General features: G+C 70.1%; 15 protein-coding genes. 9 read left to right on the top strand and 6 right to left on the bottom strand.

Going from position 1 to position 18,188, the window contains the following annotated elements; all coding sequences use genetic code 11:
* On the bottom strand, positions 1-519 hold a 519-nt coding region (locus AC1RJ9_RS27525; protein ID WP_492841812.1), incomplete at its 3' end, for a PAS domain-containing protein.
* A gap of 387 nt (positions 520-906) precedes the next feature.
* Between AC1RJ9_RS27525 and AC1RJ9_RS27530 the strand changes: the two genes are divergently transcribed.
* Together AC1RJ9_RS27530 and AC1RJ9_RS27535 are read left to right on the top strand one after the other, a co-directional pair.
* Entirely contained in the window at positions 907-3,243 is a 2,337-nt protein-coding gene (locus tag AC1RJ9_RS27530) for a heavy metal translocating P-type ATPase (protein WP_062099706.1), read from the top strand.
* 60 nt (positions 3,244-3,303) lie between these two features.
* Positions 3,304-5,070: an oleate hydratase gene (locus tag AC1RJ9_RS27535; RefSeq protein WP_062099707.1), complete on the top strand. Its 1,767-nt coding sequence runs from the start codon at positions 3,304-3,306 to the stop codon at positions 5,068-5,070.
* A gap of 31 nt (positions 5,071-5,101) precedes the next feature.
* Here the strand turns inward: AC1RJ9_RS27535 and AC1RJ9_RS27540 are convergent, their stop codons facing one another.
* The 4 genes from AC1RJ9_RS27540 to AC1RJ9_RS27555 all read right to left on the bottom strand — a co-directional run bounded on the left by AC1RJ9_RS27540 (position 5,102) and on the right by AC1RJ9_RS27555 (position 9,829).
* The gene (locus AC1RJ9_RS27540) at positions 5,102-5,728 is read right to left on the bottom strand and encodes a response regulator transcription factor (RefSeq protein WP_062099708.1); all 627 of its coding nucleotides are present in this window, start codon (positions 5,726-5,728) and stop codon (positions 5,102-5,104) included.
* Positions 5,729-5,880: 152 nt separating this feature from the next.
* Positions 5,881-6,765 carry a ribose-phosphate pyrophosphokinase gene (locus AC1RJ9_RS27545; protein ID WP_062099709.1) on the bottom strand — a complete coding sequence of 295 codons (885 nt, stop codon included), beginning with the start codon at positions 6,763-6,765 and terminating at the stop codon, positions 5,881-5,883.
* A complete protein-coding gene (locus AC1RJ9_RS27550; protein ID WP_062099727.1) occupies positions 6,762-8,300 on the bottom strand; it encodes a thymidine phosphorylase family protein in 1,539 nt (512 codons plus the stop codon). The genes AC1RJ9_RS27545 and AC1RJ9_RS27550 overlap by 4 nt, the downstream gene beginning before the upstream one ends.
* Positions 8,297-9,829, bottom strand: a complete 1,533-nt coding sequence (locus tag AC1RJ9_RS27555; RefSeq protein ID WP_231732072.1) for an MBL fold metallo-hydrolase RNA specificity domain-containing protein — start codon at positions 9,827-9,829, stop codon at positions 8,297-8,299. Before AC1RJ9_RS27555 ends, AC1RJ9_RS27550 begins: the two co-directional genes overlap by 4 nt.
* A gap of 133 nt (positions 9,830-9,962) precedes the next feature.
* Here AC1RJ9_RS27555 and AC1RJ9_RS27560 point away from each other — a divergent pair, with 133 nt between their 5' ends.
* The gene (locus AC1RJ9_RS27560) at positions 9,963-10,232 is read left to right on the top strand and encodes a DUF2933 domain-containing protein (protein WP_099504379.1); all 270 of its coding nucleotides are present in this window, start codon (positions 9,963-9,965) and stop codon (positions 10,230-10,232) included.
* Positions 10,229-10,867, top strand: a complete 639-nt coding sequence (locus tag AC1RJ9_RS27565) for a methyltransferase family protein (protein ID WP_062099712.1) — start codon at positions 10,229-10,231, stop codon at positions 10,865-10,867. The genes AC1RJ9_RS27560 and AC1RJ9_RS27565 overlap by 4 nt, the downstream gene beginning before the upstream one ends.
* A 35-nt stretch (positions 10,868-10,902) precedes the next feature.
* Here AC1RJ9_RS27565 and AC1RJ9_RS27570 read toward each other — a convergent pair whose 3' ends face one another.
* The gene (locus AC1RJ9_RS27570) at positions 10,903-11,382 is read right to left on the bottom strand and encodes a DUF305 domain-containing protein (RefSeq protein WP_062099713.1); all 480 of its coding nucleotides are present in this window, start codon (positions 11,380-11,382) and stop codon (positions 10,903-10,905) included.
* 288 nt (positions 11,383-11,670) lie between these two features.
* Between AC1RJ9_RS27570 and AC1RJ9_RS27575 the strand changes: the two genes are divergently transcribed.
* The 5 genes from AC1RJ9_RS27575 to AC1RJ9_RS27595 all read left to right on the top strand — a co-directional run.
* Positions 11,671-12,033: a hypothetical protein gene (locus AC1RJ9_RS27575; RefSeq protein ID WP_062099714.1), complete on the top strand. Its 363-nt coding sequence runs from the start codon at positions 11,671-11,673 to the stop codon at positions 12,031-12,033.
* 115 nt (positions 12,034-12,148) lie between these two features.
* Positions 12,149-12,274: a hypothetical protein gene (locus AC1RJ9_RS27580; RefSeq protein WP_255357039.1), complete on the top strand. Its 126-nt coding sequence runs from the start codon at positions 12,149-12,151 to the stop codon at positions 12,272-12,274.
* Between the two features lie 124 nt (positions 12,275-12,398).
* Positions 12,399-13,625, top strand: coding sequence for a TolC family protein (locus tag AC1RJ9_RS27585; protein WP_066681845.1), 1,227 nt, complete (start codon positions 12,399-12,401; stop codon positions 13,623-13,625).
* The gene (locus AC1RJ9_RS27590; protein ID WP_099504382.1) at positions 13,622-15,136 is read left to right on the top strand and encodes an efflux RND transporter periplasmic adaptor subunit; all 1,515 of its coding nucleotides are present in this window, start codon (positions 13,622-13,624) and stop codon (positions 15,134-15,136) included. The genes AC1RJ9_RS27585 and AC1RJ9_RS27590 overlap by 4 nt, the downstream gene beginning before the upstream one ends.
* Positions 15,133-18,188 (top strand): efflux RND transporter permease subunit (locus AC1RJ9_RS27595; RefSeq protein WP_492841818.1); only part of this gene is annotated, 3,056 nt, incomplete at its 3' end. The genes AC1RJ9_RS27590 and AC1RJ9_RS27595, both read left to right, overlap by 4 nt.

An 18,188-nucleotide genomic window follows, 5' to 3' on the forward strand; every position in this document is an offset into this window, starting at 1 on the left:
GGCCGCCGCGCTGAACGAGGTGATGGCGCCGGCCTCGTCGATGATGATCATCGCGTCCGGCACCGTCGCCAGGATCGATTGCAAATGCTGCTCGCGCGTTTCGATGGAGGCGCGCACCGCGGCCTCGTCGGTGATGTCGCGGGCGATGCAGGCGAAGCCGCGATGCGCGCCCGCGTCGAACAGCGGCGTGACGGTCAGGCGGGCGAGGTATTCAGCGCCGTTTTCGCAGACCCGCCAGGCCTCGCGCTCCAGCACGCCGTCGCGCAAGGCCGCGGCGAGATCCGCCCGGGGACGCCCGGCGTGGATCTCATCGGGCGGATAGAAGACATCGTGCTGCTGGCCGACGACGTGATCGGCTGACCAGCATTCGATCCGTTCGCCGCCGATATTGTAGCTCAGGACCCGTCCCGAGGCGGCAAGCAGCGTCAGGACATAGCCGCCGGCCTGGCGCAGAAACAGCCGCGCAAGCTGCTCGACGGCGGCCACGCCCGCCTCGGGGCCTTGATCCTGGTCGCGCATGCCGCCGGCTCAGGCCAGATCCGCGGCGCGCAGGCGCGGCGATGCGGCGCGAGCGCGAGCTTGGCGACACCCCGCGGGGCCGGACCGGCAGGCCGCCCGACAACGCCGCGCGCCAGCCTTCAGCCCCCACGCGCGCGGGTCCGATAGTGCATCCATGGGTCACGGTCTCGCTTGTATCCGCGGGGTCCTATCGCGTTTACGCGCGGGCCGGCCGGTCCCCTCAGAATTTCAGCGCAAAGTGCGGCCGCGCCGTTGCTTGGCGCCCGCGCGGCTTGTCGAACGCCTCGCGGCCTGTTGCCCTCTCCAGCCGCGGGTCTGAGGAGAGTACGTATTGACCCCGGCACGATCTCAGACCCTACAAGGGCTGCTGGCGAAAGGAACGCGCGGATGAACGAGACCAAGCCCACGGCGCATGGCGCCCCGGCGGCCGACCAGGTGAAGGACCCGGTCTGCGGCATGAGCGTGGACCCGGCCAAGACCGCGCACCATGCCGAGCACGCCGGCAAGCCGCACCACTTCTGCAGCGCGGGCTGCCGGGCCAAATTCATCGCCGATCCCGACCGCTATCTCGGCGCGCCGGCCGCGTCGGCCGCGTCGGCCGCGCCCGAAGGCGTCATCTGGACCTGCCCCATGCATCCGGAGATCCGCCAGGACCATCCCGGAGCCTGTCCCATCTGCGGCATGGCGCTCGAACCGGCGACGGTGACCGCCGACGCCGGTCCCAGCCATGAGCTGATCGACATGACCCGCCGCTTCTGGGTCGGTCTGGCTCTCAGCATCCCGGTGCTGATCCTCGAGATGGGCGGCCATCTATTCCCCGCGTTGCATCACATCATCCCGATGCCGGTTTCGATATGGGTCCAGTTCGCCCTGGCTACCCCGGTGGTCCTATGGGCCGGTTGGCCGTTCTTCGAGCGTGGCTGGGCCTCGCTGAAGACCCGCAACCTCAACATGTTCACGCTGATCGCCATGGGGACGGGCGTGGCCTGGATCTATAGCGTCGTCGCCACGCTCGCGCCCCAGGTCTTCCCACCCGCGTTCCAGAACACCGACGGCGTGGTGGCGGTCTATTTCGAGGCCGCGGCGGTGATCACCGTGCTGGTGCTGCTGGGCCAGGTGCTCGAACTGCGGGCGCGCGAGCGCACATCGGGCGCGATCAAGGCGCTGCTCAATCTGGCGCCCAAGACCGCGCGCCGCATCGCGGCGGACGGGTCGGAGGCGGAGGTCAGCCTCGATCTGGTGACGGTCGGCGATCGTCTGCGCGTGCGGCCCGGCGAAAAGGTCCCGGTCGACGGGGTGGTCGAGGACGGCCGTTCCTCGCTGGACGAGTCGATGGTCACCGGCGAGTCCATGCCGGTCACGAAGGCCAAGGACGACAAGGTGATCGGCGGCACGCTCAACCAGACCGGCGCGCTGGTCATCGTCGCCGACAAGGTCGGTCGCGACACCATGCTCGCCCGCATCGTCCAGATGGTCGCCGAGGCCCAGCGTTCGCGCGCGCCGATCCAGCGCATGGCCGACCAGGTCTCCGGCTGGTTCGTCCCGGTCGTCATCGGCGTGGCGGTCCTGGCCTTCATCGCCTGGAGCGTCTGGGGGCCCGAGCCGCGCTTCGCCTACGGACTCGTGGCCGCCGTCGCCGTCCTGATCATCGCCTGTCCCTGCGCGCTGGGGCTCGCCACGCCGATGTCGATCATGGTCGGCGTCGGCAGGGGCGCGGGCGTCGGCGTCCTGATCAAGAACGCCGAAGCGCTCGAGCATATGGAGAAGGTCGACACGCTGGTCGTCGACAAGACCGGCACGCTGACGGAGGGCCGCCCGGCGGTCACGCAGGTCGTGCCCGCGGCGGGGTTTGACGAGGTCGAACTGCTGCGGCTGGCCGCGTCCGTCGAACGGGCGTCCGAACATCCGCTGGCGCTGGCCATCGTCGAAGCGGCCAAGGCGCGCGGCGTCGCGGTCGCCGAGGTCAGCGATTTCGATTCCCCGACCGGGCGCGGCGCGCTGGGAACCGTCGAGGGCCGCCGCATCGTGCTCGGCAACGCCCGGTTCCTGGCCGACGAGGGCGTCGCGACCGAGGCCCTGGCGGAGCAGGCCGACGCCCTTCGCCGCGACGGGGCCACGGCGATCTTCATCGGCGTCGACGGCCGGGTCGGCGGCGCCTTCGCCATCGCCGACCCCGTCAAGGCGACCACGCCCGAAGCCTTGGCCGCCCTCAAGGCCGAAGGCATCCGGGTGGTGATGCTGACGGGCGACAACCGCACCACGGCCGAGGCGGTCGCGCGGCGTCTGGGCATCGAGGAAGTGGAAGCCGAGGTCCTGCCCGACCAGAAGAGCGCCGTCGTCGCGCGTCTCAAGCGCGAGGGGCGCGTGGTCGCCATGGCCGGAGACGGCGTCAACGACGCGCCGGCCCTCGCCGCGGCCGATGTCGGCATCGCCATGGGCTCGGGGACCGATGTGGCGATCGAGAGCGCGGGCGTCACCCTCCTCAAGGGCGACCTCAACGGCATCGTCAAGGCGCGGCGGCTGAGCCAGGCGACCATGTCCAACATCCGCCAGAACCTGGTCTTCGCCTTCATCTACAACGTCGCGGGCGTGCCCGTGGCGGCCGGCGTGCTCTATCCGCTGTTTGGCATCCTGCTCTCGCCGATCATCGCGGCCGCGGCGATGGCGCTGTCCTCGGTCAGCGTGGTCACCAACGCGCTGCGGCTCAATCGGCAGAAGATATGAGCATGCGCGCTCGTCCCGAAGCCGCCGCCCAAACCGCTCGCCGCCCCTAGGAGCCCGCCAATGCATTACAGCCGCGGAAATTATGAAGCGTTCGTCCGTCCCCGCAAGCCGGAGCGGGCCGACAGGGCGACGGCCTGGTTCGTCGGCGCGGGCCTCGCCGGCCTGGCGGGCGCGGCCTTCCTCATCAGGGACGGCGGCGTCGCGGGCGAGCGCATCACGCTTCTCGAGGAGTTGGAGCTTCCCGGCGGCGCCCTTGATGGCCTGGACGTGGCGGAAAAGGGGTTCGTCATCCGCGGCGGGCGCGAGATGGAGGCGCATTTCGAGTGCCTCTGGGATCTCTACCGCTCGATCCCCTCGCTCGAGATCGAAGACGCCAGCGTCCTCGACGAATTCTACCGGCTCAACAAGGACGATCCGAACGTCTCGCTGCAGCGGGTCACGCAGAGCCGCGGGCAGGATGTGCCCGACAAGGCGCTGCTGACGCTGAACGACAAGGCCCAACGAGAGCTCCTCTCCGTCTTCCTGGCGACCCGCGAAGAGATGGAGAACAAGCGGATCAACGAGGTGTTCGGCCCCGATTTCCTGAAGAGCAATTTCTGGCTGTTCTGGCGTACGATGTTCGCGTTCGAGGAGTGGCATTCGGCCCTGGAGATGAAACTCTATCTCCACCGCTTCATCCACCACATCGGCCAGCTCGCCGACTTCTCGTCGCTCAAGTTCAACCGGTACAATCAGTACGAGTCGATGGTCCTGCCGCTGGTCAAGTGGCTGCAGGATCAGGGCGTCCGGTTCCGCTACGGCGTTCAGGTCACCGACATCGATTTCGCGATCGACGCCGAACGCAAGCAGGCGACGCGGATCGGCTGGATCGAGAAGGGCGCCGAGGGCGGCGTCGATCTTGGCCCCGACGATCTGGTGTTCATCACCATCGGGTCGCTGACCGAAAATTCCGACAGCGGCGACCATCAGACCCCGGCCAAGCTGAATCAAGGCCCGGCGCCCGCCTGGGACCTGTGGCGGCGCATCGCGGCCAAGGACCCGGCCTTCGGACGTCCCGACGTGTTCGGGGCCCATATTGCGCAGACCAAATGGGCGTCGGCGACCATCACCACGCTCGACGCGCGTATTCCGCAGTACATCCGCAAGATCGCCAAGCGCGATCCGTTCAGCGGCAAGGTGGTCACCGCCGGCATCGTCACGGCCAAGGATTCGAGCTGGCTGCTGAGTTGGACGGTCAGCCGCCAGCCCCATTTCAAGAAGCAGCCGAAGGACCAGCTCGTGGCCTGGTTCTACGCCCTGTTCGTCGATCGGCCCGGCGACTATGTGAAAAAGCCGATGCAGGCCTGCACTGGCGAGGAGATCACCCAGGAATGGCTCTATCACCTCGGCGTCCCGGTCGAGGATATCGCCGATCTCGCGGCGAGCGGCGCCAGGACCGTGCCGGTGATGATGCCCTATATCACCGCCTTCTTCATGCCCCGCCAGGCCGGAGACCGGCCGGACGTGGTCCCGGCGGGGGCCGTCAATTTCGCCTTCATCGGCCAGTTCGCCGAGTCCAAGCAGCGCGACTGCATCTTCACCACGGAGTATTCGGTCCGCACGCCGATGGAGGCGGTCTACACGCTGCTCGATGTCGAGCGCGGCGTGCCCGAAGTGTTCAACTCGACCTATGACATTCGCACTCTGCTCGCCGCCGTCGCGCCGCTGCGGGATGGCGAGGGCATCGAGATCCCCGGCCCCGCCATCCTGCGCAAGCTGCTGCTGAAGACGCTGGAAGGCACCGAGATCGCCAAGCTGGTCGAGCGGTTTCATCTGATCGCGGACTAGCGATCGCCGGGGCGGCCGCCGCGGCGAGCGTCTAGGCTCGCGGCGGCCGTCCCATCCCCGCCGCGAAGGCGATCCGCAGGGTCTGGGCCAAGGTCTGGACGCCGAGCTTGCGTGCCAGGCTCGCGCGACAGACCTCGACCGTGCGCGAGGAGATCCCGAGATCATAGGCGATGGCCTTGTTCGCGCGCCCCTGGGCGAGACCTTCGAGGACATCCCGCTCGCGCGGCGACAGGGCCTCGACGCGGCCCTGCGCCTCGGCTTCCTCGGCCGCCCGGCCATCGGCCCGGTCGATGCGCGCGAAGCCGCGATGGAGCGCTTCGAGCAGCATGGCCTTTTCAACAGGCTTGGCCAGGAAGTCGACGGCCCCGGCCCGCATCGCCCGGACCGCCAGGGCGACATCGCCATTGCCGGTCAGCACGACGACCGGCATGTCGACGCCGATATCGGCCAGGGCGACCTGAACCTCAAGCCCGCCCAGGCCCGGCATCTGCATGTCCAGGATGACGCAGCCGATCTTGGCCTGCGTCGCGACGGCCACAAACGCCGTCCCCGACGGATAGGTCTCGACGCTGAAGCCCGTGGCGCGGAGCATGAAGCCGACCGACCGCTGGATCGTCTCCTCGTCGTCGACGATATGAACGACACGCTTGTCCCCCATGGGCCTCCTCAGGCGAACTGAGCGGGCGCCAGGCTGCAGCGGCGAATGCGGCGCCGCTTCGCGGACGCCTTGTGCGGGTTGGACCGGGGTCCAGGGTCAAGAGGCTTCGCCGTTCGCCTCCCGGCGGCTGGCCGAGGATTGGCGAACGCCGTTCACAGCAGGGCGCGCACGGCCTGGGCGATCGCCGGCGTCATGTCGATGGCGTTCGACGCATGGGCGACCGTGTTGGTGCTGACGATGCGCGCGACGTGTTCGCCCAGGACCTGGGCGGCGTCGCCGGCGAACAGCGCATGCACCACGACGCAGTCCGGCGGCGCAAAACCCAGGGCCTTGAGCTGGCGGGCCGCGACGGCGAGCGTGCGGCCCGACGAGGCGATGTCGTCGACGAGCACGGCTTGGCGGCCCAGGAAGGCGCCGGCGTTGGGGATCGAGATGTCGACCTCACGATCCCCGGACCGCTGCTTTTGGCAGACCAGGAACGGCGCGTCGGCGCCGGCCGCCACCTGCGCCACCCACTGCTCGCTCTCCAGATCGGGCCCGACGATCACCGGTCGGGCGACGTTCCGCCTGATCCACGACGCCATGAGCGGCGCGGCGTGAACGAGCTGGCTGGGGATTCGGTAGATCTCCGCCAGGGCGTGATGGCGGTGCAGGTGGGGATCGACGGTCACCAGCCAGTCGAGGTGGCGCGAGAGCACCGCCGCGAAAATACGCGACGTGACCGCCTCGCCCGGATGGAAACGGGTGTCCTGGCGCATGTAGGCCAGATAGGGCGCGATCAGGCCCACCCCGCGCGCGCCAAGCTCGCGCAGCGTGTCCGCCGCGAAGAGCAGCGGCGGCAATTTCGCGTCCGGACGCTCGAGGCCGCAGACCAGGATGACATCGCGCTCGGTGACGTCGCTGTCGATCCGAAGGTAGGTCTCGCCATCTGGAAACTGGCGCTGCAGCAGGACCCCTGCCTCCGCGCCGAGCGCTGGGCCAAGGGCTTGGGCCAGGCGCTCGCCGCCGTCCAAGGCGAAGACGATCGGCGGCGTCATGGCGCCGCGATCGCGAAGATCGCCCCGTCGCTCAAGGCGAAGGCGGCCGCATAGTCCAGTTCGCCGGGGCTCTCGGCGTGAAGGGTGCACAAGGGCGACCCCGCGACGATCGACTGGCCGAGCCGGGCGTGGACCGCCACCCCGGCCGCCTTGGCCATCGGCGCGCCCGCGAGCTTGGCGACGGTCGCGAGTTTGCGGTTGTCGATGCTGGCGATCCGGCCGCTGGAGGGCGCGGTCAGGTCTCGCTGGAAGCGGGCGACCGGCGGCGAGCGCATGCCGCCTTGGGCCTGGCAGATGCGCTTGAACTTGGCCCAGGCGCGGCCGCTCTCGAGGCTTTGCCGCGCGCGCGCGAGGCCAGCGCCAGGGGCCGCCACGCCCGCCAGCTCGAACAATCCCCCGGCCAGTTCACAGGCCCTATGGGCGAGATCCTCGACGCCGGGCTCGCCTTGAAGCACGGCCAGTATGTCCAGCGCCTCCAGCGCCGGCCCGATGCCGCGTCCGATCGGCTCAGCCCCAGGGCCATACATCACCCGCGTGCGCAGGCCGAAGGCGGCGGCCACCGAGGTGAGCGCCGCCTCGAGATCCCGCGCGGCCTCCAGGCTCCGCACCTTGGCGGTCGGTCCCACAGGAACGTCGATCACCAGGTGGGTCGCGCCGGCGGCGATCTTCTTGGACAGCACCGAGGCCACCAGCTGGCCGACCGCGTCGATGTCGAGCGCCCGCTCGACGCCAATGATCACGTCGTCGGCCGGGCTCAACCGAACCGCCCCGCCCCAGGCGATGCAGCCCCCCTCGCGCGCCACCACCCGGCGGATCGCGGCGATGTCGAGGTCGACGGGCGCCAGAACCTCCATGGTGTCGGCGGTGCCGGCCGGTGAGGTGATCGCGCGCGAGGAGGTCTTGGGCATGACCAGGCCTTCGGCCGCCATGATCGAGACGATGATCGGCGTGGTGCGGTTGCCCGGCAAGCCGCCGACGCTGTGCTTGTCGACGACGATCGGCCCAGGCCAGCTCAACTGCTCGCCGACCTCGACCATGGCCTTGGTCAGTCCGATCGTCTCGGCCTGATCGAGCGGCGCCGCCGAACAGGCGGTGACGAACGCCGAGAGGTGGACGTCGCTATAGCGATGCTCGGCGATATCCGCGACGATCGCCGAAAAGGCCGCCTGGCTCAGGCGCTCTCCATAGATCCGGCGGCGCACCGCCCGCAGCGAGGCCAACGGCGGAGCGTGGGCGACCTCCACGCGGTCGCCCGCCTTGACCCCGAGCCGGGCCCATGCGGTCTCGGAAAGGCCGATCTCGCCGGGGTCTGGCGTGTCGCCCGAGCTGTGCAACAAGGACACCACCGCCTCGCGGCCGCCGGCGCGCAGGACGACCTGGGCGCGCGACCCCAGGCCCTCGGACCGGCAGACCGGGCAGTCGTGCCGCATCACCGCGATCATGTCGCCGCCAGCCGCGGTGAGCCCCATGCGACGCGCGCGCAGCGTGGCCGACGCCGGCCTCGCGTCGGCCTGCTCGTGCCTTGGGACGCTCACGCCAGCCGCCCCCAGCTGCCGAGGGTCGGGACGGTGCAAGGCCAGCCGTGTTCCTCGCCGATGCGCTTGGCCAGGACCTGCGCGCCGGCCGGCTCGCCATGGGTGACATAGACATGCCGCGGCGCCGCCTGCATGGCGCCCAGCCACCGCATGAGCTCGTCGCTGTCGGCGTGGGCCGACAGCATGGTCAGGTTCGCCACCTCGGCGTGGACGGGGACGTGTTCGCCGTGGATCTTGATCGTCCGGGCCCCCGAGACGAGCGCAGCGCCGCGCGTGCCGGCCGCCTGGAAGCCGGAGAACAGGATGAGGTTGCGCTCATCCGGGGCGAACCGCTTGAGATGGTGCACGACGCGGCCACCGGTCGCCATGCCGCTGGCCGAGATGATCACCTTGGGGGTGGCGTCCGCGGTCAGCGCCTTGGATTCCTCGACTTCGCGCACATAGTGCGCGACGCCGCACGCGGCTTCGCATGCCGCGCGGCTCAGCCTGTGTTCGTCCATGAAATCACACATCAGCCCGCTGGCGTCGATCGCCATCGGGCTGTCCAGATAGATCGGCGCATCACGCAGCCGGCCGTCCGCGCGCAGACGGGACAGATGATAGAGCAGCGATTGGACGCGACCGACCGCGAAGGCGGGGATCACCACGGTTCCCCCGCGTCGGATGCACCGTTCGATATGGTCTCCCAGCGCCCGCGACGGATCCACGCGGTCATGGCGGCGGTCGCCATAGGTGGATTCGACGATGACGTAGTCGGCCCGCGCCGGCGGTTCGGGGTCCTTGATCACCGCGTCGTCATAGCGCCCGATATCGCCCGAGAAGAGAACCGACCGGCCCTTCCAGTCGATCTCGATCGACGCCGCGCCGAGGATGTGGCCGGCGCGATGGTAGCGCGTCCTGATCCCGTCGGCGAGCGAGCGCCATTCGCCAAACCCGATGGTCTCGAACAGCCGCAGGGCCAGGCGCGCGTCGGCCTCCGTGTAGAGCGGCAGCGCCGGATCGTGGCGCGAGAAGCCGTGGCGGTTGGCGAACTCCGCGTCCTTCTCCTGGATGCGCCCGCTGTCGGCGAGCAGCAGTTGGCAAAGGGCCGCCGTGGCCGGCGTGCTGAGGACGGTCCCATCCCATCCCAGGCGGGCCATGCGTGGCAGGGCGCCCGAATGGTCGAGATGGGCGTGGGTGAGCAGCACCTGCTCGACGTCGGCCACCTCGGGCGCAAGCGGCGCCCAGTTGAGGCGGCGCAGGTCCTTGGCCCCCTGGAACAGACCGGAATCGACCACGATCCGGGTCTGGCCGTCGTCCAGCAGGTAGCGCGAGCCCGTCACCGTGCCCGACGCGCCGAGGAAGGCCACGGCAAGGCCGCCGGCCGGCCGCTCGGCAAGGTCGATGCGCGCTTCGCGTTCAAGGGCGGCCGTTCCGAAATTGCCGTGGAGCCGTTGCTTCTTCCTGTTCCTGTGCATGGGCGGCTTGCCTCTGGTGATGATGCTCGCCGCGCAGCCTTTCAGGCTCGGTCGCCGCGGGCCAATACGCAAAGGCCGCAGACATCGCCGCCTGCCTCCGGGGACCCGCGGGCGCCGCCCCCACCCGCCGCTGCGGCCTCTACCTATACTTGGCGCCCGGGTCGCGGGCCTATGATAGGGCGTCAAGGCCTGAAGTGAGCGATCCATGGATGTTCAACACCAAAAGCTGCGTCGGCGCGGAACGATCGTCCTGGTCGGGTTCCTGCTGATCGCCGGCTTCTTCCTGACCACCGAGCACGCCGCGCATGTGCTCGGCGTCGTGCCCTATCTGCTCCTACTGGCCTGTCCGCTGATGCACCTGTTCATGCACCATGGCCATGGCGCCCATCAGCACGGGCGAGAGGACGCGCCCGGCCGCATCCCGGCGGACGCGCCGGCCAATCCCAACGAACCGGTCGAGAGGCAGCGGCGATGACCCATCCCGGTTACGGCTACGGCCTCTGGGGACTGGCTTTGGTCAACGCCGCCGTCTTCATCCTGTTCGCGTTCAGCTTCTTCAAGCCCGCGACCGGCCGCGACTGGCGCAGCTTCGGCGCGTTCAGCGCCTTTATCGTCGCCCTGTTCGCCGAGATGTACGGCTTCCCCCTGACCATCTTCCTGCTCTCGGGATGGCTGCAGTCGCGTTTTCCCAGTGTCGACTGGTGGAGCCACGACGCCGGCCACCTGCTGGAGATGATGTTCGGCTGGCGGGTCAATCCCCACTTCGGACCGTTCCATATCGCCAGCTTCGTGCTGATCGGGACCGGGTTCTGGCTGATCTCGGTCGGCTGGGTGGCGCTGCACGCCCGTCAGCGCCACCGGGAGCTGGCCACCACGGGGGTCTACGCCAGGGTGCGCCATCCCCAGTACGCCGGCTTCATCCTGGTGATGCTAGGCTTCCTGCTGCAGTGGCCCACGCTGTTGACGCTGGCGATGTTCCCCGTGCTGGTGGTGATGTACGTCCGCCTGGCCCGTCACGAGGAGCAGGCGGCGCTGGCGCAGTTCGGCGACGCCTATCGCGACTACAGGGCGCGGGTTCCCGCCTTCATCCCCCGCTGGCCGTTGCGTTGACCCCCGCCATCGCCGCGGGGGCGACCGGGCGATGCTCAGCGAAGGGGCGCGAGCATGGCGCTCATCTGGTCGATCTCCTGCTGCTGGCCCTTGATGATCGTGGCGCAAAGGCTGCGGATCTCAGGATCCTTCACCGGCGCGCGTCCGCACATCAGGATCGCGCCAGCGTGATGCGGGATCATCGAGCGCAGGAACTCGCGGTCGCCGACCAGCCACTGCTGGCGAATGGCCGCAAAGCACAAGACCCCGATGACAAGGCTGGACGCGACCAAGCCGCGGTTGAGGCCCTTGCGCGGATACATCATGCCCATGAGCACGAGTTCGAGCATGACCATCGGCGCGGTCATCAGGCCGGCCATGTAGGCCTGGTTGAAGCTTGGATGGATGTTCGCGGCCCTGTCGACCATGGCGTACATCAGGACATACATGGCCAGGAACGACAGCACGGTCATGGCGGCCAGGCGCAGGTAGGGCCTGTGGTGTTGATGGTCTTTGGGCGCGTGGTGCTCGGCCATGACTGTTTTCCGCTCCTGGAGCCCGGCGCAACCACGCGCCGGGGCGAGGTTTTCCAGCGGGTTGCGATGCTCCCACAACCGGCGAACGACGCCCCCGTTCCGCCTCTGAAAATATTCACCGCGACCGCGCCAAAGGTCGAGGGATGGTCCAGGCCGCTGCGTATTGGACCAGATGGCGGCTTTCAGGCCCCGCCTCCAAGCCGTCGCCAGTCCGCGCGCGTCGCGGCAAATCGCATTCGGGGATTGTCCGGACATGACGAGGCCGTGTGACCGCGCTAAGCTCGCCCGATGCTAAGGCATGCGCTCGCTTTCCTGGCCGCCGTGGCCCTCGCGTTCAGTCCGCTGGCGGTCAACGCCGCGCGGGCTGATTGCGACATGGCCGGCATGGACGCGATGAGCATGATCGCCATGGCCCCCGCCGGCGACGACGTGGCCCAGGCCGAGCCCTGCTGCGATCACGGCAAGACCATGTCGGCCAAGGATTGCGCCAAGGCCTGCGCGATCAGTTGCGCCCTGTCCGTTGCGGCCCCCTGCCCGGGCTCGGAGACCCCGATCGCCGTCGGCTATCGCGTCGAGACCCGCTGGTCCAACACCAGCGGCCGCACCCACCGCCTCATCCCCGAAGATCCGCCCCCCCGAACGATCGCCTAGGACCGGCCCGAGGGCCGATCCCCGCCATCGCTGGTTTCACGCCCCGGTCCTGCCGGGCGCGCGTGATCGCCCGCGCTTTCGCCGGCTGGCTTTTCGATCTTCAAGGATGACCTTCATGTCTCCCCGCCTTCCCGCGCTGGCGCTCGTCTCCGGCCTAGCTTCCGCGACGACCGTCTCGGCCGCCACGCCACGCGCCTGCGGCTATTTGCGGGCCGCCCAACCGGCCTGCCTGGCTCGCTAGCTCGGCCGGGACGGGTGGGGCCGATCCCCTGTCTTCGCCCGTCCCGTCCGGCCCCGGCGAAGCGGCTGCAAACGCTTCGCCGGGGCGCTGGCCCCTCACGGCTTCCTCCAGGATTTTCGTCTCCATGCGTATTCTCCCCCTTCTGGCCGGGCTGAGCTTGGCGAGCGTCGCCCACGCCGCGCCCCTGACCTACGCCCAGAGCCTCGACGCGGCCGCGGCCAATGCGCCGGCGCTGCGCGCCGCGGCCCTGCAGGTCGAGGCCGCCAAGGCCTCGGCCAAGGCGGCCGGCGCCCTGCCCGATCCCAAGCTCGCCGTCGGCCTCGACAACTTCCCGGTCTCGGGGCCGCCGGCCGGCCGGTTCGGAACCGACGAGATGACCATGGGCAAGGTCGGCTTCAGCCAGGACATGCCCAGCGCCGCCAAGCGCCAGGCGCGGATCGGCCGGGCGCAGGCCGACATCGTCGCGGCCGGGGCCGAGGGCGCGGTCGAGGCCCGCCAGGTCCGGGTCGCCACGGCGCTGGCCTGGATCGAACTGCTCTACGCCCAGCGCAAGCTCGCCGCCCTGGACGGGGTGGTCGCCCAGCTGGCTCCCCTGTGGAGCGCCGCCCCGTCCGGCGTCGCGTCCGGACGCTCGCGGCCCGCCCAGGCGCTGGAGGCCGCGCAGATGCGCGCGGCCCTGGCGGATCGCCGCAGCGAGGCGGTCTCGGCCCTGGGAAGGGCCCGTGCGGCCCTGACCCGCTGGACCGGAGATCCCGACCCCGAGGCGCTCGGTCCGGCGCCCGACCTCGATCTCCCCCCCGCCAGTCTTCGGGCCGCGATCGACCGCCATCCCGCCGTGCTGGCCAAGGACGCCGCCGCCCGCCAAGCCCAGGCCGACGTCGCCCTGGCCAAGGCCGACAAGCAGCCCGACTGGAGCTGGGAAGTGGCCTACCAGCGCCGCGACCCGATGTTCGGCGACATGGTCTCGGCCGGGGTCAGCATCAGCCTGCCGCTGTGGGGCAAGAGCCGCCAGGATCCGATGATCGCCGCGCGCACCGCCAGCGCCGGCCGCGCCGACGCCCAGCGCGAGGACGCCCGCCGAGCGCTGAGCGCCCAGCTCGAGGCCGATCTGGCCGACCACGTCATGCATCACGAGCAATGGCTGCGGGCCCGCGACACGCTGCTGCCGCTGGCCAAGCAGCGGGCCCAGCTGGAGACCGCCGCCTATGGCTCCGGCGCGGCCGGTTTGCCCGACGTGCTGATCGCCTTCTCGAGCCTGGCCGAGGCCCAGCTCACCACCCTAGATCGCGAGGCCGCCGTCGCCATCGACGCCGCCCGCCTGACCCTCACCTACGGAAGCGACGATCAATGACCCCCTCCCCCTCGATGAAGGCCCTGCTCGGCGCCGGCGCCGCCCTGGTCGTGCTGGCCGGGGCCGGCGGCTATGGCCTGGCCCGCCTGACCGCCAAGCCGCCGATGCCGGCGACCTCGGCCGAGAGCCGCAAGGTGCTCTACTGGTACGACCCGATGGTCCCGGCCCAGCACTTCGACAAGCCGGGCAAGTCGCCGTTCATGGACATGCCGCTGACGCCCAAATACGCCGGCGAGGCCGAAACCAGTGGTCCGGCGGCGGGGGTGCGGATCGACCCCTCGGCCGCCCAGAACCTCGGCTTCCGGCTGGCGACCGTGGAGGAAGGCGCGCTTTCCAGCGGCCTGACCGCCACCGGGATCGTCGACTTCAACCAGCGTGACGTCGCCGTCGTCCAGGCCCGCAGCGGCGGTTTCGTGCAGCGGGTTTATGGCCGCGCGCCGGGCGACGTGATCGCCGCCGGCGCGCCGCTGGCCGACCTGTTGGTTCCCGAATGGGGCGGCGCCCAGGCCGAATATCTGGCGGTCCGGCGCACCGGAGACGCGGCCCTGAGCGCCGCCGCCCGCCAGCGCCTGCGCCTCTTGGGCATGCCCGACGGCGTGGTCGCCGGTCTCGACCGAGACGGGCGGCCGCGCACCACGATCACCATCACCGCGCCGCTCGGCGGGGTCGTTTCCAAGCTCGACGTGCGCGCCGGCATGACCGTGGGCGCGGGCCAGACCCTGGCCGAGATCAACGGCCTCTCGAGGGTCTGGGTCACGGCCGCCGTGCCCGAGGCGCAGGCCGGGCAGCTGCGTCCGGGCCAGGGCGTTGGCGTCACCCTGGCGGCCTATCCGAGCGAGACCCTGCGCGGGACGGTCCAGGCCGTGCTCCCGCAGGCCCAGGGCGACAGCCGCACCTTGCAGGCGCGGATCGAACTGGCCAACCGCGACGGCCGCCTCAAGCCTGGCCTGTTCGCCACCATCGCCTTCGACGCGGCGACGCGGACCGCCCTGCTGATCCCGTCCGAGGCGGTGATCCGCACCGGGGCGCGCGACGTGGTGATGCTGGCCGCCGACGGCGGCCGCTACCAGGCCGTCGAGGTCCGGACCGGGCGCGAAGCCGGAGGCCGGACGGAGATCCTGGCCGGCCTGTCTTCCGGCCAGAAGGTCATCGCCTCGGGCCAGTTCCTGGTCGATTCCGAGGCCAGCCTGGCGGGCCTGCAGGTCCGGCCGCTTCCGGCCTTGGGCCCTCAAACACCCCCAGGCGACACGCCCATGGCCAAGCCGATGGCCCCGGCCAAGCCGGCCCTGGCCGAAACCACCGGCCGCGTCGAGCAGGTGACCCCGGACGGCGTCACCCTCTCGCACGGCCCCGTGCCGGCCATCGGCTGGCCGGCCATGACCATGACCTTCCGCGCCGACCCGAGGCTGCTGAAGGGCGTGAAGGCCGGCGACCAGGTCCGCTTCGCCTTCGACCCGCCGCCGGCCGACCCGATCATCCGGCGCATCGCCAAGATCGGCGGTGGCGCATGATCGCCGCCCTGATCCGCTGGTCGGTCGCCAACCGCTTCTTCGTGCTGCTGGGCGCCCTGGCGCTGATCGTGGCCGGCGGCCTGGCGGTGCGGTCGACCTCGATCGACGCCCTGCCCGATCTCTCCGACACCCAGGTGATCATCCGCACCAGCTATCCGGGCCAGGCCCCGCAGCTGGTCGAGAACCAGGTCACCTATCCGCTGGCCACCACCATGCTGTCGGTGCCCGGCGCCAAGACCGTGCGCGGCTATTCGTTCTTCGGCGACAGCTTCGTCTATGTGATCTTCGACGACAAGACCGACCTCTACTGGGCCCGCTCGCGGGTCCTGGAATATCTCAACCAGGTGCAAGGCCGCCTGCCCGAAAGCGCCCGCCCGGCCCTGGGGCCCGACGCCACCGGGGTCGGCTGGGTCTATGAATACGCCCTGGTCGACAGGACCGGCGCTCACGACCTCAGCCAGCTGCGATCGATCCAGGACTGGTTCCTGCGCTATGAGCTGAAGACCCTACCGGGCGTGGCCGAGGTCTCGGCGATCGGCGGCATGGTCCGCCAGTACCAGGTGGTGCTCGACCCGCAGAAGCTGGCCAGCTTCGGGGTCACGCACCAACAGGTTGTCGCCGCGCTGAAAGGCGCCAACGCCGAGACCGGCGGCTCGGTGCTGGAGCTGGGCGAGGCCGAATACATGGTCCGCGCCACCGGCTATCTGAAGACGATCGAGGACTTCCAGGCCGTGCCGCTGAGGACGGCGGCCGGCGGAGTCCCCGTGCGTCTGGGCGAGGTGGCCACGATCCAGGTCGGCCCGGAAATGCGGCGCGGCGTCGCCGAACTCAACGGCCAGGGCGAGGTCGCCGGCGGCGTGGTGATCCTGCGCTCCGGCGAGAACGCCCGCACGACCATCGCGGCGGTGAAGGCCAAGCTGGCCGAGCTGAAGAAGAGCCTGCCGCCCGGCGTCGAGGTCGTCACCACCTATGACCGCTCGGGCCTGATCGACCGGGCCGTCCATAACCTGACCGGCAAGCTGCTGGAGGAGTTCCTGGTCGTGGCCCTGGTCTGCGCCCTGTTCCTGGGCCACCTGCGCTCGGCCCTGGTGGCGATCCTCTCCCTGCCGCTGGGGGTGCTGGCCGCCTTCCTGGTCATGAAGAGCCAGGGCGTCGACGCCAACATCATGTCGCTGGGCGGCATCGCCATCGCCATCGGGGCCATGGTCGACGCGGCCGTGGTGATGATCGAGAACGCCCACAAGAAGCTGGAGCGCTGGGCCCATGAGCATCCGGGCGAGATCCTGACCGGCGAGGCCCGCTGGGCGGTGATCACCGAGGCCGCCGCCGAGGTCGGGCCCGCCCTGTTCTTCAGCCTGCTGATCATCACCCTGTCGTTCATCCCGGTCTTCACCCTGCAGGCCCAGGAAGGCCGGCTCTTCCGCCCCCTGGCCTTCACCAAGACCTACGCCATGGCGGCGGCGGCCATCCTTTCGGTGACCCTGATCCCGGTGCTGATGGGCTATCTGATCCGCGGCAAGATCCCCGACGAGGCGGCCAATCCCGTCAACCGCGTGCTGACGGCGGCCTATCGTCCGCTGCTCGACCGGGTGATGCGCCGGCCCAGGACCACCCTGCTGGTCGCGCTGCTGGCCTTCGCGACCACCGCTTGGCCGCTCGCCCACCTGGGTGGGGAGTTCATGCCCAACATGGACGAGGGCGATCTGCTCTACATGCCCTCGGCCCTGCCGGGCCTGTCGGCGGCCAAGGCCGGCCAGCTCCTCCAGCAGACCGACCGGATGATCAAGACCGTGCCGGAGGTCGACAGCGTGTTCGGCAAGGCCGGCCGCGCCGAGAGCGCCACCGACCCGGCCCCGCTGGAGATGTTCGAGACCACGATCCGCTTCAAGCCGCGCGACCAGTGGCGGCCGGGCATGACCCCCGACAAGCTGGTCGCCGAACTCGACCAGCGTGTCCGTGTGCCTGGCTTGACCAATGTCTGGGTGCCGCCGATCCGCAACCGCATCGACATGCTGGCCACCGGCATCAAGAGCCCGATCGGGGTCAAGGTGTCGGGCGCGAACCTGGCCGAACTCGACCGCATCGCCCGCGAGGTCGAGGGCGTGGCCAAGAGCGTGCCGGGCGTCAGCTCGGCCCTGGCCGAGCGCTTGACCGGCGGACGCTATGTCGATGTCCGCATCGACCGCGCCGCCGCCGCGCGGTTCGGGCTCAACATCGACGACGTCCAGTCGATCGTCTCCGGGGCGATCGGCGGCGAGACCATCGGCCAGACGGTCGAGGGCCTGGCGCGCTATCCGATCAGCGTCCGCTACCCGCGCGAACTGCGCGATAGCTTGGAAGGGCTGCGGGGCCTGCCGATCCTCACCCCAGGCGGCGCCCAGATCACCCTGGGCACGGTGGCGCAGGTCGAGATCGCCGACGGACCGCCGATGCTGAAGAGTGAGAACGGCCGGCCGACCACCTGGGTCTATGTCGACGTGCGGGGCCGTGACCTGGCTTCGGTGGTCGGCGACCTGCGCCAGGCAGTGACCCAAAAGGTGCGGCTCTCGCCCGGCGTCAGCGTCTCCTACTCCGGCCAGTTCGAGTATCTGCAGCGGGCCGCCGACCGGCTGAAGATCGTCGTGCCGGCCACCCTGCTGATCATCTTCGTGCTGCTCTACGTGATCTTCCGCCGCTTCGACGAGGCGGGGCTGATCATGGCCACCTTGCCCTTCGCCCTGACCGGCGGGATCTGGACGCTGTACCTGGCGGGCTTCCACCAGTCGGTGGCCACCGGCGTCGGCTTCATCGCCCTAGCCGGGGTCTCGGCCGAGTTCGGGGTGGTGATGCTGATCTACCTCAAGCACGCCATGGACGCCCTGGGTCCCGATCCATCGCCAAGCCAAGTCGAGGCCGCGGTTCGCGAAGGCGCCCTGCTGCGCGTGCGACCCAAGGCCATGACCGTCGCGGTGATCCTGGCGGGCTTGGCCCCGATCCTTTGGGGCCATGGCGCCGGCTCCGAAGTCATGAGCCGCATCGCCGCCCCGATGATCGGCGGCATGCTCACCGCGCC

This window comes from Caulobacter sp. GW822-FHT07D08 (genome assembly GCF_058798735.1).